Annotated in this window: 25 protein-coding genes and 2 tRNA genes; 15 read left to right on the top strand and 12 right to left on the bottom strand. The window is 49.3% G+C overall.

Features of this window, described 5'->3' with window-relative positions; translation table 11 throughout:
- Positions 1-41: 41 nt before the first annotated feature.
- The 7 genes from AC14M5_RS05325 to AC14M5_RS05295 form a co-directional block, all read right to left on the bottom strand.
- Positions 42-425 carry a DUF2203 family protein gene (locus AC14M5_RS05325; RefSeq protein WP_484028603.1) on the bottom strand — a complete coding sequence of 128 codons (384 nt, stop codon included), beginning with the start codon at positions 423-425 and terminating at the stop codon, positions 42-44.
- Positions 426-508: 83 nt separating this feature from the next.
- Positions 509-721 carry a heavy-metal-associated domain-containing protein gene (locus AC14M5_RS05320; RefSeq protein WP_484028602.1) on the bottom strand — a complete coding sequence of 71 codons (213 nt, stop codon included), beginning with the start codon at positions 719-721 and terminating at the stop codon, positions 509-511.
- 70 nt (positions 722-791) lie between these two features.
- The gene (locus tag AC14M5_RS05315) at positions 792-1997 is read right to left on the bottom strand and encodes a sulfite exporter TauE/SafE family protein (protein WP_484028601.1); all 1206 of its coding nucleotides are present in this window, start codon (positions 1995-1997) and stop codon (positions 792-794) included.
- An 81-nt stretch (positions 1998-2078) separates the two neighbouring features.
- Complete coding sequence (locus AC14M5_RS05310) at positions 2079-2585, bottom strand: DUF7482 domain-containing protein (RefSeq protein ID WP_484028600.1); 507 nt, start codon at positions 2583-2585, stop codon at positions 2079-2081.
- A gap of 101 nt (positions 2586-2686) precedes the next feature.
- On the bottom strand, positions 2687-5182 hold the full coding sequence (locus AC14M5_RS05305; protein ID WP_484028599.1) for a heavy metal translocating P-type ATPase: 2496 nt from the start codon (positions 5180-5182) through the stop codon (positions 2687-2689).
- A 46-nt stretch (positions 5183-5228) separates the two neighbouring features.
- Complete coding sequence (locus AC14M5_RS05300; RefSeq protein ID WP_484028598.1) at positions 5229-5447, bottom strand: heavy-metal-associated domain-containing protein; 219 nt, start codon at positions 5445-5447, stop codon at positions 5229-5231.
- 201 nt (positions 5448-5648) lie between these two features.
- The gene (locus tag AC14M5_RS05295; RefSeq protein ID WP_484028597.1) at positions 5649-5918 is read right to left on the bottom strand and encodes a metal-sensitive transcriptional regulator; all 270 of its coding nucleotides are present in this window, start codon (positions 5916-5918) and stop codon (positions 5649-5651) included.
- 138 nt (positions 5919-6056) lie between these two features.
- Between AC14M5_RS05295 and AC14M5_RS05290 the strand changes: the two genes are divergently transcribed.
- From AC14M5_RS05290 to AC14M5_RS05275, 4 genes are all read left to right on the top strand, one after another.
- The gene (locus AC14M5_RS05290) at positions 6057-6755 is read left to right on the top strand and encodes a Crp/Fnr family transcriptional regulator (protein WP_484028596.1); all 699 of its coding nucleotides are present in this window, start codon (positions 6057-6059) and stop codon (positions 6753-6755) included.
- A gap of 74 nt (positions 6756-6829) precedes the next feature.
- The gene (locus AC14M5_RS05285) at positions 6830-7060 is read left to right on the top strand and encodes a hypothetical protein (RefSeq protein WP_484028595.1); all 231 of its coding nucleotides are present in this window, start codon (positions 6830-6832) and stop codon (positions 7058-7060) included.
- Entirely contained in the window at positions 7057-8835 is a 1779-nt protein-coding gene (gene nirK / locus AC14M5_RS05280; RefSeq protein ID WP_484028594.1) for a copper-containing nitrite reductase, read from the top strand. The genes AC14M5_RS05285 and nirK overlap by 4 nt, the downstream gene beginning before the upstream one ends.
- 109 nt (positions 8836-8944) lie before the next feature.
- Positions 8945-9574 (top strand): hypothetical protein, encoded by a 630-nt coding sequence (locus AC14M5_RS05275; RefSeq protein ID WP_484028593.1) that lies wholly within the window; start codon positions 8945-8947, stop codon positions 9572-9574.
- A 105-nt stretch (positions 9575-9679) separates the two neighbouring features.
- Here AC14M5_RS05275 and AC14M5_RS05270 read toward each other — a convergent pair whose 3' ends face one another.
- The 4 genes from AC14M5_RS05270 to AC14M5_RS05255 all read right to left on the bottom strand — a co-directional run bounded on the left by AC14M5_RS05270 (position 9680) and on the right by AC14M5_RS05255 (position 13479).
- Positions 9680-10606 carry a hypothetical protein gene (locus tag AC14M5_RS05270; RefSeq protein ID WP_484028592.1) on the bottom strand — a complete coding sequence of 309 codons (927 nt, stop codon included), beginning with the start codon at positions 10604-10606 and terminating at the stop codon, positions 9680-9682.
- Positions 10607-10690: 84 nt separating this feature from the next.
- Positions 10691-11332 carry a site-2 protease family protein gene (locus AC14M5_RS05265; protein WP_484028591.1) on the bottom strand — a complete coding sequence of 214 codons (642 nt, stop codon included), beginning with the start codon at positions 11330-11332 and terminating at the stop codon, positions 10691-10693.
- A 69-nt stretch (positions 11333-11401) separates the two neighbouring features.
- Positions 11402-12376: a UDP-glucose 4-epimerase GalE gene (galE, locus tag AC14M5_RS05260; RefSeq protein WP_484028590.1), complete on the bottom strand. Its 975-nt coding sequence runs from the start codon at positions 12374-12376 to the stop codon at positions 11402-11404.
- A 209-nt stretch (positions 12377-12585) separates the two neighbouring features.
- Positions 12586-13479, bottom strand: a complete 894-nt coding sequence (locus AC14M5_RS05255) for an alpha/beta hydrolase (RefSeq protein WP_484028589.1) — start codon at positions 13477-13479, stop codon at positions 12586-12588.
- A 32-nt stretch (positions 13480-13511) separates the two neighbouring features.
- Here AC14M5_RS05255 and AC14M5_RS05250 point away from each other — a divergent pair.
- The 6 genes from AC14M5_RS05250 to AC14M5_RS05225 all read left to right on the top strand — a co-directional run bounded on the left by AC14M5_RS05250 (position 13512) and on the right by AC14M5_RS05225 (position 17994).
- Positions 13512-13586: transfer RNA gene (locus AC14M5_RS05250), tRNA-Pro, on the top strand.
- Positions 13587-13821: 235 nt separating this feature from the next.
- Complete coding sequence (locus AC14M5_RS05245) at positions 13822-14172, top strand: VOC family protein (protein WP_484028588.1); 351 nt, start codon at positions 13822-13824, stop codon at positions 14170-14172.
- Positions 14173-14235: 63 nt separating this feature from the next.
- Positions 14236-14331, top strand: a tRNA-Sec gene (locus tag AC14M5_RS05240).
- Between the two features lie 244 nt (positions 14332-14575).
- Positions 14576-15754 carry a site-2 protease family protein gene (locus AC14M5_RS05235; protein WP_484028587.1) on the top strand — a complete coding sequence of 393 codons (1179 nt, stop codon included), beginning with the start codon at positions 14576-14578 and terminating at the stop codon, positions 15752-15754.
- Positions 15751-17130, top strand: coding sequence for an extracellular solute-binding protein (locus AC14M5_RS05230; protein ID WP_484028586.1), 1380 nt, complete (start codon positions 15751-15753; stop codon positions 17128-17130). Before AC14M5_RS05235 ends, AC14M5_RS05230 begins: the two co-directional genes overlap by 4 nt.
- Before the next feature lie 87 nt (positions 17131-17217).
- Positions 17218-17994 (top strand): hypothetical protein, encoded by a 777-nt coding sequence (locus AC14M5_RS05225; RefSeq protein ID WP_484028585.1) that lies wholly within the window; start codon positions 17218-17220, stop codon positions 17992-17994.
- A gap of 176 nt (positions 17995-18170) precedes the next feature.
- Here AC14M5_RS05225 and AC14M5_RS05220 read toward each other — a convergent pair whose 3' ends face one another.
- A complete protein-coding gene (locus AC14M5_RS05220) occupies positions 18171-19097 on the bottom strand; it encodes a hypothetical protein (protein ID WP_484028584.1) in 927 nt (308 codons plus the stop codon).
- 149 nt (positions 19098-19246) lie between these two features.
- Here AC14M5_RS05220 and AC14M5_RS05215 point away from each other — a divergent pair, with 149 nt between their 5' ends.
- The 5 genes from AC14M5_RS05215 (at position 19247) to AC14M5_RS05195 (ending at position 24375) form a co-directional block, all read left to right on the top strand.
- On the top strand, positions 19247-20710 hold the full coding sequence (locus AC14M5_RS05215) for an aldehyde dehydrogenase family protein (RefSeq protein WP_484028583.1): 1464 nt from the start codon (positions 19247-19249) through the stop codon (positions 20708-20710).
- A 186-nt stretch (positions 20711-20896) separates the two neighbouring features.
- Entirely contained in the window at positions 20897-22075 is a 1179-nt protein-coding gene (locus tag AC14M5_RS05210) for a YibE/F family protein (protein ID WP_484028582.1), read from the top strand.
- Positions 22076-22194: 119 nt separating this feature from the next.
- Positions 22195-22803, top strand: coding sequence for an RNA polymerase sigma factor (locus tag AC14M5_RS05205; RefSeq protein ID WP_484028581.1), 609 nt, complete (start codon positions 22195-22197; stop codon positions 22801-22803).
- Positions 22784-23314 (top strand): anti-sigma factor family protein, encoded by a 531-nt coding sequence (locus tag AC14M5_RS05200; protein WP_484028580.1) that lies wholly within the window; start codon positions 22784-22786, stop codon positions 23312-23314. Before AC14M5_RS05205 ends, AC14M5_RS05200 begins: the two co-directional genes overlap by 20 nt.
- Positions 23311-24375, top strand: coding sequence for a bactofilin family protein (locus AC14M5_RS05195; protein ID WP_484028579.1), 1065 nt, complete (start codon positions 23311-23313; stop codon positions 24373-24375). Before AC14M5_RS05200 ends, AC14M5_RS05195 begins: the two co-directional genes overlap by 4 nt.
- The last annotated feature ends 155 nt before the right edge of the window (positions 24376-24530 follow it).

Below are 24530 nucleotides of genomic sequence, written 5' to 3'. Positions count from 1 at the left end.
TAGGCGCTAGTATAGAACACTTCAAGGGATATGACAACGCTTCACTCCCAATCAATCAACTGGCGACCTTGAAAACCCGCTTCGATCTCGTGCCAAAACTGGATACTGTCCTCGCCAAATTTCCAACACAGATACACTTCCCTGCCATCGCGCAAAGCGACGAAGTCTATCAACCCAACCGTCAAATCCTTGATCTCGATCCCCATATCTTTGATCTGATGCAGAAGCGCATCGAGCCTGTCAAAGTCTGGGAGCAGCCTGCTTAATTCAGGGTTCCCGCCATTCCCTGCGGACTTTTGCACGACAGACCATATCTCTGGCTGATGGGCGCGGATCCTCTCGCCAATCCCCATCATCTCTTGCAGAATCGGGCGGACGGTGGTGAGGGCTTCGTTCGCTTCCTTGGGAGTGTAATATTTTGCCATAGCGCAAGTATACATGGAAACAGGTACACAAGTAGACTCGTCAGTTATGTCTACCTGTGTACCTGTCTTACTTACTACGTTGCTTACGCTGCTACGGCTTGATAGCCTTTCTTCTTTACCGCCGCGACGATCTGTTCATCCGATAATTTTGATTCATCATATTCGATGACCATTTCAAGCCTATGATAACTGGCGTTGATCTCTTTGACTCCATCAAGACTATCTTCGAGGGATTCAAGTTTCATGGCGCAGTTGGAACAGGTCATATCGGGGACTTTGAATGTTTTTTTGATCATGAAACTTCCTCATTAATTTTGGTCTCGGTACGCCCGCCAAAACCATGCGGGCTACTCGACCAACGGCTTACTATTCAAAAATGATCTGCCCGGTATACATTCCCATGGAGCAGGTGAAGAATAGGGTGCTTCCTTTTGGCTGGGCGGGAATCGTCACCTGAACAGTTCCAGTATCGGGAAGTAATTCGTAAAAATCCAGGGCAGGGATGACAAAGTCTCGTGCGCAAGAGTAAGTTTTATCTGTGACGAGGTTCAAGATCACATCTTTGCCTGCGGGAGCTTTGAGAGTCCTGGGGAAGTATCCGCTGTTTTGGACTTCGAGGATGAGGTCACCTTCTACAGCCACATATTGGGGAGAGGCTGCCTGGGCTGAAGAAATGCTCTCGGACGGAAACAGGTTACGGGTCAGGTTTTGAAGCGAGAAGGGGGAACCCAGCACATTGAGACCACCGTCCAGAGTCACAAATCCCAGGATCAGGATGGCTACGGCAACAAATCGCATAAAGAATTTTTCAAGTTTTGCGCCAAGCTCAGTCGTCAGATATGCGATGATGAAAAAGACGGGGCTTGTGCCAAGTGTGAAGGCAAACATCAGCGCCGCGCCCATGGCGATGTTGCCTGTGCCGAGGGCGGTTGCCATCATGGCCTGAGTCACACCGCAGGGAATGAAGACAGTGAGCAGGCCGAGAAAAATTGGCGTGGCTGTATCTGTGCCTTTGGCAGTTTTGCGAATGTAACGTGTGATAAATTTTGGCGGCTCAATGGAGAAGTAACGAAAGATCGGGTGGACGTTGAACATTCGCAGGGCGTTGCCAATCATGAAGATGCCAATGGCGATCATGAGGAAGGCGCGGGTCATTGGGCTGAGCGTGAGGTATGAACCAAGCCAGCCAAGTAATGCGCCAAGTAATGTGTATGCGACGATCTTTGCCACCAAAAAAAGAATAATGGGAAGCATAGAATCAGAGCGAACGGGCACACTTGCTTTGCTTTTTCTAGTGTGCTTGTCGTGTGCAGTATGCGCAACATAATCCTGTTCGATCTGATGAGCCAGTGAACTGGCTAGTAAGCCACCTTGTACTGCCAGGCAGCTTAATCCGCCAGTGGTGATGCCTGTGATGAAGGCCACAAAAAGCTGGCTCATTGTGCCTGAGTCTGTAGTAAGAGTCGGTGTGCTTGGTTGAAAAGCGATCATTGCAATTGCAATCGCTACGAACACAATGCCAAGCATGACGATAACAACGGGGTCAACAGTTGGGGTTTGTTTTTTTGACATATTACCTCGCGGAGAATATACCAGTAAATATTTTTTCGTGAAAGGCGTGTTTCTAATGCCCTTCATGTATTTAATACTTCTTTATCGCTGTCCGCCATCCCAAACAACAAAAGGCATATTGATAACGACACCAGGCTGTTCAATGGTGAGCTCACCAGCAGCTTCCGCATCCAATACTTCGGCAGCGGATGTGAGTTCGCGAGCCTTGGTTTCATCTACCCATGTGATGTGGTTTAAATAGCGTAGCGGGGTGTATCCAACTGTGTCGGGAGGGTTATCAAAGACATCGAGTTGAAAACCGAGGGGACCAGAACCTATAATACCATTGGTAAAGACATAAACATTTGCCAAAGATTCGTCAGGCACATCCGCCAGTGAAGGTACAAATACCACAGGGGACTGCATCATACCGGTGAGTTTTTCGGCCACCCCGGCATCCGAGGCTTCAGTATGGATGAAATAAATTTCCTTGCCTTCGGCGTATGCTTTTCCAACAGGCAGTTCGGCTTTGGCAGGTCCGCTTTGTTGCGGAGCACACGCGGTTAATACGATCATTGTGGCAATGAGGAGTACAGTGAGTTTCTTCAAGTTAAGTTTTCCTTTGTTTTATTTCAACAGAGCAGACATGCCTCACGCGGATGAGGCTTATGGCCTGTCATCCTTTGGCGGAGGCATGTCCGGGTATTATGCTAAATTATGTGCCTGCGTAATCTCAAACTATTCGTCACAACGAAGACACTGCTAAATGCCATCGCGCCAGCCGCAAGCATTGGGTTTAGATATCCAAGTGCGGCAGCGGGGATCAGGATCACGTTATAGATAAACGCCCAGAACAAATTTTGTTTGATGGTTGTCAGCGTCTTGCGCGAAAGATTGATCGCGCGCGCAACGCCTCGCAAGTCACCGCTCATCAAGGTCACAGGGGCGGCAGCCATCGCCACATCCGTTCCTGTGCCAATCGCGAGGCCGACATCGGCTTGCGCGAGAGCGGGGGCGTCGTTTACACCGTCACCGACCATGGCTACCACGTTTTCACGTTTCAATGTTTCAACGTTTGAACGTTCAAACGTGCCAACCTGTAACTTCTTAACTTCATTCGCCTTCCCCTCAGGTAAAACTTCGGCGAGCACGGTATCCACGCCAACTTGTTTTGCAATGGCATCGGCAGTTTTTTGGTTGTCGCCTGTGATCATTGCAACCTTCAAGCCCATCTTGTGCAAATCTGCAATCGCATCCTTCGAGCTATCTTTGATCGTATCTGCCACCGCGATAATTCCCGCGGCCTGGTTGTCAATTGCAACCAGCATGGCTGTTTTGGCCTCGGATTGAAGGCGCGACACTTCAGACTCAAGATTCCCTAACTGGATTCCACGCGCCTCGAACATGCGCTTGTTCCCGACGATCACGCTTCTTCCCTCGACCTCAGCCTGCACGCCATGCCCGGCCTCTGCTTTAAAACCAGTTGGTTCCACTAAACTTAATCCGCGGGTTGTTGCCTCTGCCCAAATGGACTCGCCGAGCGGATGTTCGCTTCCCTTCTCAACCGAGGCGGCGAGGCGAAGTAATTCGTGATCTGTAATTTGTAATTGTTGATTGGTAATTATGTCCGTTACCGCAGGCTGACCTTTTGTGATCGTGCCGGTTTTGTCCAATATGACGATGTTAACTTTCCCTGCACGTTCCAATGCTTCACTATTACGGAAAAGGATTCCCACTTCTGCGCCTTTGCCTGTTCCCACCATAATAGCAGTGGGCGTAGCAAGCCCCATCGCACATGGACAGGCAATTACCAACACAGCGACCATGTAAATGAGCGCGCGCGTGAAATTATCAATATCAGCGTTGACTGGCAAAGCAGGCCCAAAGAAATACCAGCCCGCAAAGGTAAGCGCGGCTATCCCGATCACAATCGGCACAAAGACAGCCGAGACCTGGTCAGCAAGTTTTTGGATCGGTGCTTTGCTTCCCTGTGCATCTTCAACTAATTTGATGATCTGTGCGAGCGCGGTTTCCTTACCAACTTTGGTGGCTTCGAACTTCAACATGCCCAGTTTATTGAGCGTCGCGCCAATAACTGCGTCACCAGGCTTCTTCTCAACGGGTAGTGACTCACCTGTCAACATGGATTCATCAATGGCGCTGCGGCCATCCACAACCACGCCATCCACGGGAATCTTCTCGCCAGGTTTAACAAGAACCATGTCCCCGACTCGAACATCGTCTATCGAGACTTCAGCCTCCACTCCGTCACGAATGATGCGGGCGGTCTTGGCACGTAATCCCATTAATTTCTTGATCGCTTCCGAGGTGCGTCCTTTTGCACGCGCTTCGAGGAATTTTCCAAGTTTGATCAACGTGATGATGACTGCCGCTGTTTCATAATAGACGTGTCCCATCAACAAGCCGAAAGTGATCGGCAATGAATAGAAGAATGCGGCAGATGAACCCATCACAATGAGTACATCCATATTGGCTGATTTGTTTCGCAAAGCCTTGTATGCACCCACATAATACTGCCAGCCAACATAAAACTGAACTGGGATGGCAAGAGCCAGCATCAGCCAGCCAAACCAGGGCTGGGCCTCGATCATTCCTTCCATCGAGTTGCCAGTGTAAAAGAACGCAGGTAACAGGCCAAAATCTTTGCCCATCGAGAGCAGGAATAGTGGAACGGTGAATATGATGCCAATGATCAAAAGGCGGCGTTGTTCGTTGATCTCATGTTCACGCGCCTGGGCTTCAGCATCTTCGGCTTCACCGCCGAGTTCCACGGCTTCAAATCCAGCGGATGAAACTGCGCGACGCAACTCAGCCTGCGTGACGATGGTTGGGACATATTTCACGCGTGCCTTTTCAGTAGTGAATGTCACTTGCGCTTCCAACACACCTTCAAGCTTGGCAAGCGCTTTTTCCAAGCGACGCGCATCGTTGTCGTCGGATAATCTCTTGATGATCAAATCCGCTTCGCCGGTGGCAACGCCATAACCCGCACGATTGACTCGCGCGATGACCTCAGGCAAGCCGAGTTTGGCGGTGTCAAAATCCACGGTGGCTCGCTCGGAGGAGAGATTCACCACCGCGCTTTGCACACCATCCAGTTTCTTTAAATTACGTTCAACCGTCGCGACACAGTTCGCACAGGTCATGCCTGTGATTGGTAATGTTAATTGTTTGGTATCGCTCATTTAGAATCCTATAAGTAGTCACGCTTGAAGCGTGACCTACAAAACGTTATAAAGTGATCAAGCCTTCGGCGGGATAATTGATCTCAGCCAGCAAGGCTTTGATCACAGCTTCGTTTGCGGGCGCATCGAAGGTGATTTCAACTTTCTTGGTGGCTTCATCTGCTTTTACAGATTGAACACCCTGCAATTCGCCAACTTCTGATTCAATCGTGTGGGTGCAATGTCCGCAGGAAATTGCGGGGACGGTATATGTAACTGTGGTCATGTTTTATTTCTCCTTGGGTTATATGGTTTTATTTTTATGCTCGGTGGTTGAGTAGCCCGAGGCGACAGACGAGGGCATATCGAGACCACCATTTATTGCAAATATTTTTGTCACAGGTGGTTCGATACAGGCTTCGCTATCGCTCAGCCCTACTCGACCACCGGACTATCTAACTAACCAACTATCCAACTATCAAACTATTCAAACTTTCGTAGACATCTCAAACACTTCGGTAATTTCCTTCAACACGCGTTCACGTTCCTTCTTGTCATTGCCTTGAACAGCGGTGATGACGCATGAATTCAAATGGTCTCCAAGAATCCGCGAGCTGACCTTATTCAAGGCCGCTTCAATCGCCTGTATCTGGCGGATCACGTCGATGCAGTAGGCATCCTCTTCCACCATGCGGATCACACCGCGCAGGTGTCCTTCGACAGTTTTTAATCTTCGGATCGTGTTATCGTTTTCCATAATTACCTCTATACTTGGATAAGGCTTCAGATGTCTGTCTTACCCCCCCCCAGGGGGGTTGGGGCAGGCAGAATATAAGCGAGGCCTAAAGATTCGTCAATATGACAAACATCATCGGATAGAGGGTAAAATGGCGCAATGAAATACACACCCATGGATTTGCGTAAGGTGGTTGTTTTTGAAAAAGCAACCGACGATGACCTGCATCTCATTTTGAAAAATAGCATTGATCGTTCCATAGAAGAAGGAAGTTTCTTTTTCTTTCAGGGAGACCCCGCCGAACATCTTTATGTGCTCACGAGTGGGCAAGCCAAACTTTTGCAAAACTCACCTAGTGGACAACAAGTCAGCTTGCGGATTATTTCTCCCTGGCAGATGTTCGGCGCGCTGGGAGCTGTCCGTGCGCAGGCTACCTACCCTGCCAGCGCCCAAGCCCTGGAAGACAGCACCGCCCTCGCCATCAAAAGCGGGTTCCTTCAGGAGATGCTCAAGACCCGCCCCGATCTGTCATTTGGTTTGATGAATTTAATGACCTCCTATATTCAGGAAATACAGGCTCGCTATAGAGAATTGGCAACCGAGAGGGTTGAGCAGAGAGTGGCCAACGCGCTGATCCGCCTGGCAGGGCAAACAGGTGTCAGGGCGGAAAAAGAGGCGGTGATCGTCTTATCGTTCTCAAGGCAGGATGTGGCAGAAATGACCGGGACTACTGTCTACACCGTCAGCCGTTTGCTCAGTGAATGGGAGCGGCAGGGGATCATCGAAACGGGGCGGGAGCGCATCAGCCTCATCAAGCCGCATGAGTTGGTGAGAATCGCGGACAATCTCGAAAAGTAATCCGTTTTTCCATTTGTGCCAATTTGCGCTAGCGCAAAGACAGGTTTGGGGGAATACGATATTCTGTATCCACTATGAAAGATGTTTTTGCGATTTCTGAAATCACTGTTGCAGACGTGCTGACGGCAACGCCAGAGGCGGTCAGATTCTTCATTGACCAGGGCACAGGTTGTGCAATTTGTTCTCTGGCGCGTTTTTGCACACTTAAGGAAGTTATCACCGTATACGATCTTGATGAAAATATATTCCTTGAAGAACTCGCCAAACTAAATATTCACAAAACATTAATAAGGAGTACAAAATGAAAACGTTTATCAAATTTTTTGGAGCCACCATCTTCCTGGCTGTCTTCGTGGCAGCCTGCGCCGGCGGGAATTCCCAGGTTGTAACAAAGGAATATGTGCTGACAACTGAATTGAGAGATGGTAATTTGATCTTTCTGGGTGTCAGTGATGAGATCAACGGCATTGCAAACCCAACGTTGAGCGCCAACCCCGGCGAGACAATTACCGTTACATTGATCAACGGCGGGATGGGACAACACGACATCACTTTCCCGGAAGTTCAGGCCAGCACAGGTATGGTAAAGGAAAAGGGCGAGACTACCTCAGTTACATTTACAGTCTCTGATGTTCATGGAGAAATGGAATATTATGACAGCGTAGCTAACCATGCAGACCTGGGCATGAGAGGTGTTTTGGTTGTAAGCGCAACAGAGGTATCTCCTGTTTCCTCTTCTTCCATGACAAGCAATGGTGACCCCGCAGTACTCGCCGCCTTCCAAAAAGGTGCATGTGGAAGCTGCCATACCATCGCTGGAATTCCCAATGCGGCAGGTGTGGTGGCACCTGATCTTTCAGAGATTAGCGTGGTCGCCGACGAACACATCAAAAGTGATGCGTACACAGGCACTGCAACCACCGCTGAGGAATATATTCACGAATCGATCCTCGATCCTAATTTGTTCATCGCGCCCGACTGCCCCACCGGTGCATGTGCCCCCAATGTTATGCCGGCTGCTTTAGCTGACACATTGACAACAGATGAGATCAACTCCATTGTTACTTATCTGCATGGATTGCCCGATGGCGCCTATAGTGAATCAGCCGCAGTTGCGGAAGTAGCCGCTGCTCCTCAAGAACCCACCACTGGCGCTGACATCGTGCGCGACCCAAGCGACCTGCCCGCCCCTCTCGAAGCACGTGAACCCACCACCGTCCGCATTGACCTTGAAGCGGTGGAAGTTGAAGGTCAGCTTGCAGATGGAACCACTTATACTTACTGGACCTTTAATGGCGCAGTCCCTGGCCCGTTCTTCCGAGTGCGCATCGGCGATACCATCGAAGTTCACATGAAGAACAACACTACCAGCGTAATGAATCACTCAGTAGATTTCCACGCAGTTACAGGTCCCGGTGGCGGCGCTGTGATGACGCAGACCAAGCCCGGTGAAGAAACCATGTTCACATCCAAGGCAATCAACGTCGGACTCTTCGTCTACCACTGCGCGACACCCATGGTTGCAGATCACATTTCCAACGGCATGTATGGTCTCATCCTCGTTGAACCCGAAGGTGGACTTCCTCCCGTTGACCGAGAGTTCTACGTAATGCAAGGTGAGTTATATACGGCTGGCAAATTCGGCGAGCAAGGTCATCAGATGTCTGATACTACAAAATTACTCGGCGAAGAACCTGAATACTTTGTCTTCAATGGCGCAGTCGGCGCGCTAACAACGCAGAAACCGCTCAAAGCCAATGTCGGCGACTCAGTGCGCATCTTCTTCGGCGTAGGCGGCCCGAACTTCACATCATCCTTCCACGTCATCGGCGAAATCTTTGACCGCGTGTACGATCAGGCTTCCCTCACTGGTGCGCCTCTCACTGACGTGCAAACCACCCTCGTCCCGCCCGGCGGCGCAACCATGGTTGAGTTCAATCTCGAAGTCCCTGGCAACTACATTCTCGTTGACCATGCACTCTCAAGATTACAACGCGGTCTGGCCGGCTTCATCGTTGTCGAGGGCGAAGCAAATCCTGAAATCTTCAACGGCACACCCATGCCCGGCAGCGGACACTAAAGAATTGCTACTGCTCGCTCGGGGGCTTAGCTCTCGAACGAGCAAGGGAAGCAGAAGCTAAACAAAAGCCTCGTCATGTTTGACGAGGCTTTTGTACTATAATTTTGGGATGAAAAAACAATCGCTTCTTTTTTTAACTGTTAGCCTGCTCCTGTTTCTATCAGCAGGTTGCTCCCGAAATGCGACTCCCGACCCGAACCAACAGATCCGCCAAGCTGTTGCAGCGACTCTTGCCGCAATGCCAACTGCCACACGAAACCCCGTTTCCACACCTTATCCATCACCCACACCCTTCAACCTCGTTGGTTTATTCTGCGAATATCAATTCTGCATCGGCCATCCAGTTGAGATGGCGTTCTTCGACGTCAGTGCACAGCAAAATCCCGCTGCGCCCAGCACGTTCAGCCAGGGACTACTTGCTGCTTTTAATGGCAATCTCTTCATCCAGGTCATGTGGCAGAGCGCGCCCGGCACAGCCGACCCGAAGTTCCTGCTCGATACCATCATTGATGCAGCCATAGATACCCGCGATGGAAACATGGATGTTATGCTGGTTCGCAATATGAATGTGATGTACACACAGATCACAAGCACCGCTACGGCTGTCCTACCCTTTGGCGGCGCCGGCGCATGGACCTGCGATGACCGCGTTTTCGCATGGAAAGTTTATACAGGACAAGCCGAATCAGCTAGGCCGCTTTTTGAAGAGGCGTTGGCGCGGTTTACTTGTGGTCAATGATTATTTCAGGGAAACGTCATCAAAAACAGGAACCCATTCACCCACACAAACGCAAGCTGGGTAGAGGGTAGTGTTCAAGTTCTTTATCAATAATTGAGAGTTGATTCATTCTATTTTCAGGGCGACTTTTATCCCATCTGTCCACAACCAAAATGCATGCTCTGTTGCCCATGAAATCCGATCAAATGTTATTACTTCTGCAGGCGCAAGAGATTGTGCCCATTCAGTTTTCAGCGCCCCTGTGTTACAGCCTGAGATATAAATAAACTGAAGGTCAGAGCCTGCTCCGCCAATCCGATATATGTCAGCGGGAGAGTAATAATCATTCGGGTTATGAGATAGGGCGACAGTTCCAGCTTTATAACCGCCGTGCGATGCAAGAATAACGAGCCGTCCATCCCGAAGTGCCTTGTCGATATTCTCTCTTGTCAACAATTCTACAGCAACACTTCCTCTACCCCAGCGTGCATTCGCAATTTCTGCGATAGGATACAAACCGGAGGCAAATACCCAGCGAGGGATGGGGTCCAGATTTTCATATAACATGTAAACTGATGCATTTCCATCATATTGATTGGCAAGTTGGTTTGCACGCGTAATGGCAAAAACAATAAATATTATGCCAGTCTGAAGAAGAATTCCCAATCCAACTGAAACGCCCTTTGATATTTTGCTGTTCGAAATTTTGGAAATTACTGGAATCGGTCTAACCGATCCACGGATCGCGCTAACGATGCCAATCAGCCAGAAAACGCCGCATAAAGCAAATGGAGCACCCGAAACAACATCCATAAACAAAATGATTTTGGAAAGAGTGAGAAGGCCAATATTAGGAAAATTAAATCCAATAATCAATTCCAAACCTTGAATGAGGATGAAAAAAATAATTGAAGGTAAAAGCAATAAAAAGAGTCCCAATCCATTTTGAATATGATGCTGTAAAGTTTCATTGTCTTTGCCCTTGAAATTAATCAGTCGTAATTGTGGGGCAAATCCAAAATAAGACCCAATGCTAAGGAGATGTGTTTTCATTTTTACATCCTTGGAAATTTCTGATATTGAAATTGGTCTATTATTGATTGAGTTTGGGAACTTTGTATTTTTATGAAGATCTGACTACCAAAACATAAATTGATCCAAGCCCAGCCCTGCCAATTGCAATGGGATTCCAGCTAACTGCGCAAGGGTGCCAATCAAACCCCAGAACGCACGGCCAACAATCGGTACCTGCCAGAGAAGGATCAGCACAATCCACGCTAACATGCCTTGTGTTTGCGCGAGTTTCATGCGAATGTCCATGGGGATAAAGGGTTCAATTGCGCCGAAACCATCAAATGGCGGAAGCGGAATCATATTCAACACAACTGCCGAAATTTGTAGGAAGGCGAGGAAAGCAATGCCGGGCCAAATGCCTGAGTTGTTGATAGGCATCAGTTGCAGAGCCAAGCCGAGGATTAAAGCAAGAAGCGCATTGGAGAATGGGCCCGCCAGCGAAACAGCAGTCTCCCACCGCTTGCTGCGCAATCTCCATCTTTCAATGTAAACTGCGCCGCCGGGCAGGCCGATTCCGCCCATCATCAAAAAGATCAGCGGCAGAAGCAATGAATAAACAGGATGCGTATATTTGAGCGGATTGAAGGTGAGATAGCCTTTATCTTTCACGGTGATATCGCCGCCATAATATGCGACTAACGCATGAGAAAATTCATGCAAACAAAGTGAAAACACCCAACCGATGAGTACAACAAGAAAAGTCATGATTCACATCCTCTTGCTCTGTCGGGGCTATACCCCTTCGGGGCACTTAGCCCCCGACAGAGCGGTGTTTTATTGATACCCTTTCGGGTTGGACTTATGCCACTCCCACGCGCTGGAGAGGATTTCCTGCAAGTTGGTATGAGTCGGTTTCCAACCCAGTTCGTTAATAATTCTTGTTGGTGATGCAACCAGGCGAGCCGAGTCACCGGGCCGGCGTGGAGATTCAACTGCGGGAATCGCGTGGCCGGTTACTTTTCGCGCTGTCTCGATCACCTCGCGGACCGAGAAACCGTTGCCGCTTCCGATGTTATAGATCATCCTATCGCACTCTTCAAGCGCATTCAAAGCCAGCATGTGCGCGGAGACCAAATCTGCAATATGAATGTAATCGCGGATGCAAGTACCATCCGGTGTGGGGTAGTCCGTGCCATAAATGGTCGCAGAGTCGGCTTGGCCTAATGCAATTTGCAGCACGCGCGGAATGAGATGCGACTCTGGCTGGTGCGCTTCGCCACGTCCGGGCAATGCGCCGCAGGCATTGAAGTATCGCAGAGCGGCAAAATGCAAGCCATGAATACTGCGATACCATTCGAGAGCTTGCTCGGTCATCAGCTTTGTGTGACCATACACATTGGTTGGGCCAAGCGGGGACTCTTCCGTAAGCGGATCTTCGCTGGATTGATATACCGCCGCGGTAGATGAGAATACCAATTTTTTCACGCCAGCCTGCACTGCAATTTCCATTAACTGCAGTGAGTTGGTAAAGTTATTGCGGAAGAATTTCCCAGGGTCTTTCATGCTCTCCCCGGCCTCAATGAAGGCCGCGAAGTGCATGATGGCATCATATTTCGCAGTAGTTAACGCTTCAGCCAGGGCATGGCTGTCATCCAAAGATGCATGAATGAATTTTGCATCTGAAGGAACTGCGGCGCGATGGCCGGTGACAAGCGAATCGAACACGGTGACAGAGTGCCCTGCATTGATCAACGCCTCGGCTGTAGCTGAGCCAATATAGCCTGCGCCGCCGGTAACAAAGATATTCATTTATTCTCCTGTTGTAAAATTACGTCATTGCGAGCCGCCAGTGTTCTTCTGGTGGTGAAGCAATCTCGTCTCAATTGGTAGAACTCCGCCAAACCGGAGATTGCTCACCTGCATGATTTGCTAAGCAAATCACGTGCGGCGCAAGTGTCGTCGCCAAGAGCAAAAGCGCTCCTCGCAATGACGGGTATATAGTAGTGAAAAATTATATCTTACTGCACCACTGCTTCTTCCTGCCATGCCTGTGCATACCAACGCAGATATTCCTCCACATGCAGGCTCCAATAGGATTCCGAATGATCGCCCTGATAAAAATAGTATTCATGGATGTAATTATTTCGAGTCAACATCTCTTCAAAATCCAGCACGCTTGCCAATTCCCGGTCTGCATCACCCACATCCAGCCATAGGCGTGGATGGTTTTCTTCTGGAATGTTCTTAATGATCTTCTCAATATAAGGGGCATTATCTTTGAAAATTGCGGGGGAATGCAAACCGAGGGAGCCAAACAATTCAGGATGTTCGAAGCCAAGCTGTACCACCCACCCCCCGCCGCGAGAGAGACCGCCGAGGGAGCGATGGTCACGATCTGACACGGTGCGGTAATTCTCGTCCACATACGGGATCATGTCTATGATTAATCGATCCCCAAAACCAGACCCCACCTGTGAATTCCAATAATGGTCATCCGGGAAGACGATAATGAATGGAATGGCCTGCCCTGAGTGAATGAGTTGATCTGCAATACCTGGCGCACCCAACCTCACCCACTGATCTTGTGCGTAAGTTTGACCATGGAGCAAATAAAGGACTGGATATCTTGTGTCGACCTGTTCCTGATAGCAAGGTGGTAGATAGATGATGAATTCCTGCGGTGGATCAGTGCGGGAGATGGCATCCTGTTTGAGGTTGCCAGGTTGGGTAAGACAGGTCAATGGGGTGGATGTAGGCGTGGGTGGAATGGGACTAGGGGTGAAAGTCAGCGTGGCAGTTGGCAGCGGGGTTGCTGTTTGAGTGGGAATGCTGTCATTTGTGGTGGAACAGGCTGAAAGTGAAAAAAGAAGCGTAACATAAGTGATGAATAGAATCGCTTGACGGGTACTCATCCTTCGCATTATACTCGGCCAGTTCATTTGATCGGGGCGTGGCGCAGTCCGGCTAGCGCGCTTGCTTTGGGAGCAAGAGGTCGGAGGTTCGAATCCTCTCGCCCCGACAAAACTTACAAAAGACAATAGACGTAGGTTTCTCCACAGGGGGACGATGCGAATCCTCTCGCCCCGACCATAGTAAGTAACCACTCTGCCAAAAGAGTGGTTTTGTTTTTAGATGGCGACCATGATGCCACATCTTCAGTAGCTCCGCTGACTTTTCCAGTCAGCGCTTTTATTTTTGTGTTCCATCAATGTCTGCAAGACATTGATGATAAATTCAAACACAAGGAGAATAAAATGAAACCTCAATTGTTCGTGATCACTCTCTGGGCTGAAGATGTAGCCCAGACCGCACATTTCTATCGCGATGTGATCGGCCTGCCTCTAGTATTGCATCATGACCGTCCGCATTTTGATCTGGGTGGAATTTACCTGACCATCATCCAGGGAAAGTCTTTGCAGGAATCCGCCCATCGCTTTCCATGTGTAGCCTTTTCCGTGGATAGCCTGGACTCAGCGATCCAGCGCCTGGAGGCGAATCATGTTGAACTTCCTTTTGGCGTGGAAGAGGATGAAGGAACGCGCTGGGTTATGTTTTATGACCCCGCCATGAACTTGATCGAGCTGGCTGAAATCAAAAAGAAATAACATGCAGCAATAAAGAGAAAGGTTCACTTGCCAATCCTCATCGTCTCGTGTATCCTTGCGAATGGGAGTGGTTAGGTCCCGGTGGGCTTCCTGGTCTTCAAAACCTGTGGCGGGTCGCGTTGCGGGTCGCGGTGGGTTCGACTCCCATCCACTCCCGCTTCATTTATCGCAAACCCTAAGAGGCTGTCTGAAATCTCAACTTTATCGCTCGTCTCATAATTAAGTAAACTTTTCGTTGAGAATTACGAAGGAAAATCGAAGTTTTTGTTTACCAAATTATGCGATACTCTGTAGATATGGATTTGTAGGGACGCAGCGAAACGATTTACGTCCAAAATCTTGAATTGACTCGCTGTGTCCCTACTTTTCAGACAATTTCTTAGGGTTTCTTACAAGGAGAACCATGTCTTATCCTGATGCTGATGTATTTACAAAACTTGTCTCACGCGTGTTTCGCGTTGACGATGTAACCAGCGAAGACCCGCATAAGGGATTCATACTGCGCTACCGTGGCGAATTGCTTGGCGAAGATTCCGCAGAAGCATACGACCTACTGGTCGAATCATTGAGCCAATACAACATCACACCCCTCTTTAGATTAGAAGAGGAACGCCAGGTAATATACCTTGCCCCGAAACAACCCGAACCCCCAAAAGATAAAGTTTCCACGAACATCATCCTCTTTGTTTTAACGGTTTTCAGTGTCATGCTGGCTGGTGCGCAACCAGAAGGGCCCATGCCAAATGATTTTATGGGGCAACTATTGATGCTTGCAAAAAGTATTTTCACGGGCTGGCCTTTTGCATTAAGCCTGCTTGGAATTTTAGTGGCGCATGAACTGGGGCATTACTTCATGAGCCGCTATCACAAGACGCCCGCCACCCTGCCTTACTTTATTCCATTTCCATTCAGTCCGCTTGGCACAATGGGCGCAGCGATCATCATGCGCGGCATCCCGAAGAACAAACGTATCCTTTTTGATATAGGTATCGCAGGCCCCATTGCGGGGTTGGTCGTTGCCATTCCTGTTTTGTTCTATGGATTGTCACTTTCAACATTAGGAACCATCGACCCAAACCCGAACAGCTTCCTCGAAGGTAATTCGCTTCTTTATCTCTTTGCAAAATTTGTCACCTTCGGGAAGTTGCTCCCTGCACCAATTGAGCCGCAAAGTGGTTTATATTGGCTTCAATATTTTTTCACAGGCCGCCCCGTTCCATTTGGCGGTCTGGATGTGTTTATTCATCCGATAGCCTTTGCGGGTTGGGCAGGCATCCTCGTCACCGCGTTGAACTTGATTCCCGCGGGCACACTGGATGGCGGGCATGTCATTTATGGTTTGCTGGGCGATAAAGCGCGAAAGGCGTTTCCATTCATCATTGGTCTGCTGGTTGTTCTCGGCATCTTTTGGAGCGGATGGTGGCTGTGGGCCTTCCTGCTTTTCTGGCTGGGACGAGTCAACGCACAGCCATTGGATCAGATCACCACGCTCGACCCTACCCGAAAACTGGTTGCTTATACGATGGTCATCGTCTTCATTTTGGTATTCATGCCAGTCCCCTTTATGACACTTGCTCCATGAAAAAAATACTCTCACTATTCTTTATCGCTTCCATCATCTTAACTGCATGTAGTGGAGTGGATGCCACAGCCCTGGCAGAGTCATCTCCCACACAAAAGGCGGAAAAAACTCCAACCGAAGAAGCAGTCCTCGAAACGGTCAGCAGGCTTGAGGTCCAGGAAGAGGCGTTGAACGGATTGGAGATCGAAGTCTGGACTCCATGGTATGGCATCGAGTCAGATCTGTTCGATTCATTCGTCAACGACTTCAATACGCAAAATGAATGGGGCATCAAAGTAAAGCTGCAAAATCAAGTTAACTTTTCGCAGCTTTATGAATCTGTAACCGCATCCCTGCCAACCGAGGAAAGGCCCGATCTTGTGATCGCATTGCCCGAACATGCGCAGGGTTGGTATGCAGATGGCGTGGTGACCGATCTGACCGATTATGTTGATGACCCGAAATACGGGATCAACTCCGATGATATTCCTTTCGTATTTTGGAATCAGGACCTGGCAGGCGAGGCACGTGTGGCAGTCCCTGCGCAGCGCAATGCGCAATTTTTACTTTGGAATGAGACTTCGGCCGGCAAGCTTGGTTTTAAATCGGCGCCGCTTACATCAGAAGATTTTCGGAAACAATCCTGCGGCTCGCAAAAGTCGATGCTTTCCGATCAGTTTGCAGAAAATGATTCTCTGGGCGGCTGGTTGGTGAATACCGAGCCGATGACGGCTTACGCATGGCTGCTGGCATTTGGCGGCGGTGTATTGGAGGAAGATAATTACCGATTCCTCGCGCCGGACAATATCGATGCATTCAAATATCTGCGTGAGCTTTCCGAATCAAGTTGCGCGTGGCAAAGAGCAAACGTGGATCCCATCACTGCATTTGTCACTCGCGAGGCTTTGTTCATCACCGCCAACCTTCACGATCTTCCAGTTGTCACACGCACGTTCGCAAGCTCCAGCAACCCTGACAAATGGAAAGTGATCCCCTTCCCCGGCCCCGCTGGGAATAATGGCGTGCTTGCGGTGTATGGTTCCTCCTATGTTATTTTGGAATCAACCGATGAGGAGCAACTCGCGTCATGGTTATTCGTCCGCTGGCTGCTGGATAATGAACAAGATGCGCGCTGGGTGGAGACTACTCACCTCTTTCCGCTTCGCGCTTCGACCCGCGACCTGCTCGGCGACTATGAGAAGACTCATCCGCAATGGGCCCAGGCCGTGGAGCTTTTACCCGAAGGTGAGATACAACCTCAACTGGCTTCCTGGCGTACAGTTAAAATAATGCTCGGTGACGGATTTACGCACATGTACCGCGTCAACGTTTCCAGCGGACAGGTTGCCGCGATCCTGGCACAGATGGAGTCGCTTTCAAAGGATTTGAGTAAGTAACCCCTCATCCCCAACCCTTCCCCCGAAGGGGAAGGGAGTCCCCTCTCCCAAAGGGAGAGGGCTAGGGTGAGGGAAAGGAGAAATCTTATGGTGCAATCGGAATATAAAGCACGTCAGATGCGTGCAAAAACGCATGAAGTTTACGAGTACGATCACGACGATGAAAAGCCCGGCAAGCCGCTACACATCCTCATCCCCGGCGGATTGATCGCGCTGGCCACACTGGCGCTGATCATTTTTATTGGCTATCAAACTTTTCTTGAAGAAAGCATCTCTCAGGAATTGGGAATAATCCTGTGCCTGATCCTTGCTCCGTTTTATGTGGGCGGCGTATTCCTCTTCAGCTATGGATATGAACTATATAACATCCCGCGCGCCATTCGCTTGACCGCGATCATTGTGTTTGTGACCCTTGCGGCGGTTGTGATCATAGCTGTGCTGTTCCTTGTATTGGGGAACATGAAAGGCGGGTCGAGTAAATCATCAAGCAGATCATCATCAAAATCCTCATCGAAATTATCAGGCTCTGCGAAACCTTCAGTCCAAAATAAAAGCGGATTGGGCGGCGGTTTGATCGGTGGCGCATTGGCAAATAAGTCATCATCAAGCTCTTCATCTGGAGGCGGCTCGTACCATTCAGGCGGAAACATATTTGTTGGTAGCGGCAGAACTCGCGTGGAAACCCGCGAGGTGACAAAGGAAGTAGTCAAAGAAGTTCCTAAGGAACCCATGCCGATTACCTGTCCGTTTTGTTCGCGGTCTTATACGCCTGTTGAACATAAATTTATCTGCCCCAGTTGTGGCGCGGCGACGCCCAAGGATCTAATCGAAGAATCGCAGATGCCGGAGGATGAGGGAAAGTAAGAAGTAAGAAGATAAACCTAAGGTTATATCTTGAGGTTTCCATTTACTAATACAATGATGGATTCGCCATAGCCTACAGTCCAGGCCGTTGTGTCTATCGTCGTGTTTCCATTCATATACTAACGTATCTCAAAACAAACACGTATTCAAATATATAAGAAGAAAGTAATCAATAACTATGGTCCAATGAGTATTTGTAGATCTGGGTTTCCATCTTGCCTATCTAATCCAGTTCGCGCAGCAAGAATATCACCTAAAGTCAAGTTATATACCTTAAACTGATCAGCATCAGGAACTAATAAATTTGCCAATGGTAATACTACAAGCGTTCGAAATTCATGTTCGCGGTCACCATTTGGTGCATTTACTAACAACTTGTCTAACGGAAGCTCATGTGCTATTCGGAATAACACAGTTCCCTCATCGTTCACGCCATCAATGGTGTAATATATCATGCCCATGATTCCCTGCACTGAGACTGCTTTATGCTGTGCATCCAATTCCTTTAATTCCTGTGCGCTAACAATTGTCACCTGTATACCACTGTCTGTTCCAAAATTACCGGTCATTGGTTCATTATTAAAAAAGAAATCAAAATCAATGCCATCACTTGATTCAAGCTGTGAAGTAAGATTTTCAAATGATAAATTAAATCGTTCCATTAACCATTTTGTTAACTCATCCGGTACAAAACTTTTATCCTCGAAACTCGTAGCATCTTTATGTTTCAGTGCTTTGATTTTTTCTGAACCGGGAGTACCCAATTTGATTCGAACATCTATGGGTATTGTGTTAGAGCTCGGCCTGTCATACGCAAAATAATCTTTAATTAAATATCGAACCCAAGAATGCAATAATTCATCCCACATATAGGTATAACCGTCTTTGGCGTCCATAAGCGGGACGCCATTTACTACATGTGTCGTCCCCTCTGGTGCGTTTTTTAGGGGATCCTCTGTCGCGGTTGGGGTGGCGGGAATTGCAGTGGGCGTACTTGAAGGCACAGAAGTAAATGTGATAATCGAAGTTGGCGCGGGGGTCGCAACATTGACACATGAAGCAAGAAAAATGGATAAAAGAAGAAGGTGAGAGATTCGTTTCATGGATGTCCCTTTCCATACGATGAAATCAGGCAATTTGAATCATTGTAGCATAAAGGCTTTTTGAAAGTACAAGGCTATTACTTTCATTTTTGGGTTTTATCTGCATGATATGATTGGAAAATTCCCAATATGACAAAGGAGGAGCACCTATGAAACTCATGTTAATCAACGGCAAGTTCACGAACGGAAATGCGAAGGAAGAAATCCAGGTTCAAAACCCTGCTACAGAGGAGATCATTGACTCTGTCCCGCGTGGGACGGCGGAGGATATTGAAGCGGCAGTGCAGGCTGCGAAGTCTGTTTTTGATGCCTGGAGGAAGATGGGGGCAAATGAACGTGCCAGCCACCTGCATGAGGTGGCAAATAAAGTCCATGAACATCGCGAAAAAATTGTCCATTTGCTGACTTTGGAAGAAGGCAAGCCTCTTTCTGAAAATGAAGAGGAAGTTGAGTGGGTCATCAACACTTTTCGTTATTATGCCGAACTGGGACGTCATCATCGCGGGAGTGTGCTGGCTTCGGGCGAGTCATCGCAATTTAACTTTATTATCAAAGAACCTTATGGCGTGGTGGGTTGTATCGTGCCGTGGAATTATCCACTGCTCCTGCTGGCATGGAAGCTTGCGCCCGCCCTGGCAGCCGGGAATACAGTCGTCATCAAGCCCTCGGAGATGACTCCGCTCACGGCGCTGTATCTTGCTGAACATTGTTTTGATCATTTGCCTGCTGGCGTGGTCAATGTGGTCACTGGTTATGGGCTTGAAACAGGCGAACCATTGGTCAAACACTCTGATGTGCCGGTGATCGCATTCACGGGCAGTCTGGCAACGGGGCAAAGAATCGCATCCATTGGCGCACCGATGATGAAGAAACTTCATCTCGAATTGGGCGGCAAGGATGCCACTGTCATTGCAGAGGATGCAGACCCCGAGATCGCGGCAAAGGCTGTGGCGTATGCGGCGCTGATCAACGCCGGGCAGGTTTGCACAAGCACGGAGCGGGTTTACATCCCAAGAAGAGGTGCAGCGAGATTCACTGAGGCCATTGTGGAACATGTCAAAACCCTCAGGCTTGGGTCGGGGCTTGAGTCAACAACCGATATGGGACCGATGATCGGCGATACCTTCCGCGCGAAGTTCGAGAAACATATCGAAGATGCCCGCGCACACGGCGCAAAGATTTTAACTGGCGGTGGAAGGCCGAAAAATTTAGCCAAGGGATTTTTCCACGAGCCAACCGTTTTGTCTGGCGTTGACCATAGCATGGTCATCATGCGCGAGGAAACTTTCGGTCCCGCAGTACCAATCATGGAATACACTACCTTCGATGAAGCTGTTAAATTGACAAATGATTGCCAATACGGTTTAGGCGCAGTCTTGATTTCGAATGATCCAAAGAAGATCAAACAATTCTTCGATGACGTCAAAGCAGGCACGATCTGGATCAACGATCCGCTCACAGACAATTATGCAGGTCCCTTTGGCGGGATGAAGTACTCCGGCGGCGCGCGTGAACTTGGCGAGGAAGGCCTCGATGAGTTCCGCGAGACCAAACACGTCCATTGGGATTTCAATATGGAGGATAAGAGTTATTGGTATCCGTATGGGCGATAGACAATTGACAATGGACGATAGGTTATGGGCTCTTTGGGGTTTGCTGTGATATGCCGCCAGCCGTAGGTCAAATTGGCAATTTGACCTACACCACGCCGCCATATATGCTGGTTTGTTACGGCGATTCCCAATGAGCCAGATTATGGTCAATCGTCCATTGTCCGTCGTCCGTTTATAATCAGAGCCATGAAAAACAGATCATGGCTCTTTCCTTTTCTATTGCTCATTGGGGTTTTGATTTACACAGCACTCACCCAGGTGCAATTGCCCGGCGAGGGGTTCTCCACCTTTGGCGCGGATACCGTCCGGGCAGAGGTACTGCAAATTATCGAAGAAGGTGAAATTGATCTGGGAGGGAATTTACAAACGTATCAAATCGCGCGCGTGAACATTCTTGAAGGTCAGTACGCTGGTATTCCCATGGAAATCGATTATGGCAAACGTCAGATCCGTTCGGATGATTATCTGTTGGAACCAGGCGACAGAATTTTGGTCTCCATCAGCAAGACGCCGGACAATGTGGTCAACGCCTATTTTGCAGATTACGTCCGCACCACGCCGATCCTCTGGCTGACCGCCATCTTTGCAATTGCTATCATCCTCATCAGCAGTTGGAAGGGCTTGCGCGCATTATTGAGCATGGCCTTCAGCTTGTACATCATCATCGGTTACATCATCCCACACATTCTGGTCGGCGAAGACCCTTTGCGTGTGAGCATCATCGGCTCGATCATTCTTTTGGCTGTGTCACTCTACCTCACCTACGGCTGGACTTTGAAGACTCACGCAGCAGTCATCAGCATGATGCTGGTCCTGTTATTGACAGGCGCTCTTTCAGGATTGTTCGTAGTCTTCGCAAAGTTAAATGGGACGGGTGATGAAAACGTGATGTTCCTAATGCAGTTGATGGAGTCCCCGATCAACCTGCGCGGATTACTGCTCGGCGGTATGATCATTGGTGCACTCGGTGTGCTGGATGACCTCGTGACGACTCAGGCCTCGGCTGTGTTTGAACTGCATCATGCGAATCCATCTTTCGGCTTTCGCGGACTCTACAACTCTGCCATGCGCATCGGGCAGGATCATGTAGCGGCTACTGTTAACACGTTAGTTTTAGCCTACGCAGGAGCCTCGCTGCCCATGTTATTAATGTTCTCGCTTGGGCATGGTGACTATGGTTACATCATCAATTTTTCCTTTATCGCTGAAGAAGTGGTGCGGACATTGGTCGGCTCATTGGGGTTGATTGCCGCTGTGCCGCTCACAACGGCCATCGCGATCTTTATCACTCAAAGGGCCGAGTCGCTTGGGAAATGGGAGCAGGTTCTCGGTCCAGTGGGAAGCGGGGGTGGGCATGTTCATTAACTCTGGAGTGCAGGAGCTTGCTCCTGCAAAACCGACCAGCAAGCTGGTCGACTCCAGAGTCGTGCAACCTTCCCTAATTTCCTGCGTAAAGGATGTAGAAAGTCTCATCAAGGAGCAGCGTGAACGAAGAACAGACCTGGGTTTCCCAGGCGCAACAAGGTGATGACGAAGCGTTTACCCGCTTGGTCGAGACCTATCAGACCCCGGTTTTCAACCTGTGCTACCGCATGTTGGGCGAGCCTGAGTTGGCAGAAGATGCCGCACAGGAAACCTTTTTACGTGCCTACCAGCACCTGCACCGCTACGATCAGAAACGTCCGTTCGCGACCTGGCTGCTTTCGATTGCGGCGCATTATTGTATTGACAGACTGCGACGCAGAAAATTCTCAATGTTTTCGATGGATACGGAGGATGAGGATGGCAACACCTTTGAATTGCCTGACCCCGATTCACCCAACCCCGAAGCCGAATCCATCAAAGGGCAGACTCGTGACCGGGTGCATTCCCTGCTCAAAGACCTTGATAACACTGACCGCGCCGCGATCATTATGAGATATTGGTATGACTATTCAGAAATTGAGATTGCTGAATCTTTGCGTTTGACGGTGAGCGCGGTGAAGAGCCGCCTGCACCGTGCACGCAAGGAACTGGCAGGTTTATGGCAGGAACAGGAAGAAGACCTGGTCGCCGAAATGGAAAGGAGGCATCATGAATCACCAGCCTTTTGAAACATGGCTGTTGGACGATAAATATTTAAGCACAACCGAGAAGCGTGAGCTTGACTCGCACCTGCGGAGCTGCGTTCATTGCACTGCGCTGGCAGAAACGGGGCTGGCATTACGCTCTGCGCGCGTGGTTGAGCCCGCGAAAGGTTTTGCATTGCGCTTCCAACAGCGGCTGGCTGTACAAAAGATCGCGGAGCGCCGCCGCAGATTGTGGGGTCTCATCGTGTTGATCATAAGCGGAGTGGGGCTGCTCGGCTGGTTTGCGGCTCCCTACATTTACGCTTTTGTTTCATCTCCCATCGAGTGGTTGACGGCCTCCGTCGGCTATTTTCTATTTGTGTTCACATCCCTGCAGGCTTTTAGTGAAATCTTAAGGGTATTGGCGCGCATGGTTCCAAGCTTTATCCCACCTTATATATGGATGGTGATGCTTTCTGCATTGGCAGGGTTGGGTCTTATATGGGTTGTATCAATCTGGCGGTTTTCACACAAGCCGCAAGGAGTAACTGTATGAAAATGAAAACGAGTTTAATTCGCATTATCCTTCTGCTGGCATTGCTGATCATGCCATCCAGTACGGTGTTGGCACAAGGCCCGGGTGAAGATGTATTGTTATTTGGGCAAAACTACACATTGGAAAGCGGAGACACACTGGATGGAAGCCTGGCTGTGGTCGGCGGCAATGCAGTGATCGAAGAAGATGCCATCGTGAATGGAGATATTGCCCTGGTCGGAGGGAATGTTACGATCAATGGGGACGTTAATGGTGATGTCGCTTTGATCGGTGGAAACCTGATAATCACCGGCACTATAGATGGTGATGTTGTCATCGTCGGAGGTCAGGCTTCGCTGGCAGAAACTGCCGTGGTGGATGGAGACATTGCCACCATCGGCGGAAGTGTGGATAAGGAACCAGGCGCAGAAATAACTGGAACCATCACAAACAACGCCCCACCTGTGATCAATGTGCCAGAAGTTCCAAATGCACCTAATGTTCCCAACGTGCCAAACACGCCCAATGTGCCGAATACACCTGACTTCAACATCGATGTGAATCCGTTTTGGAATGTGGCAGGCAAGTTTGGGCAGGCGGTATTGGTAGCGCTCGTCGGTATGCTGCTTACGCTTTTCCTGCAACCCCAATTGGAACGGGCTGGCGATGCCATCGTTCATCAGCCCTTGATGGCTGGAGGTTATGGTCTGCTGGCATTCATCATCGTCCCCATTGCAATCGTCATCATGACCGTTACCATCATCCTCATTCCAATTGCCTTGATCGTGGCATTGGTCATCCCGCTGGCATGGTTGTTCGGCATGGTTGCGCTGGGGCAGGAAGTTGGTGATCGCTTTACAAAAGCCATCAACCAGACCTGGGCTCCCGTTCTCGCTACAGGGTTCGGCACCTTTATGCTCATGCTCGTAGTCGGATTTTTAGACATGATCCCCTGTGTCGGCTGGCTGCCATCCTTGCTAGTCACCTTGGCTGCCATTGGATGCGTTGGAATGACATGGTTCGGCACACGCAATGTACCCGGCACGATCAGTCAACCGGTGGAAGTGCCTCCCACTTCATAAGAAAAATATAATTCTCTCGTCATTGCGAGGCGATGTAATTCCGCCGAAGCAATCTCATGTGAATTGGGGATTGCTTTACCCACTCGCCGTTTACGGCTCGGGGTTCGCAATGACGAACATGCTCACATGATATAATCTGCCCGCCTCAGAGATAT

It is taken from the genome of Candidatus Villigracilis sp. (assembly GCF_057083605.1).
Note: the sequence above shows the minus strand (reverse complement) of the source record. Positions and strands in the feature narration are given on the sequence as shown.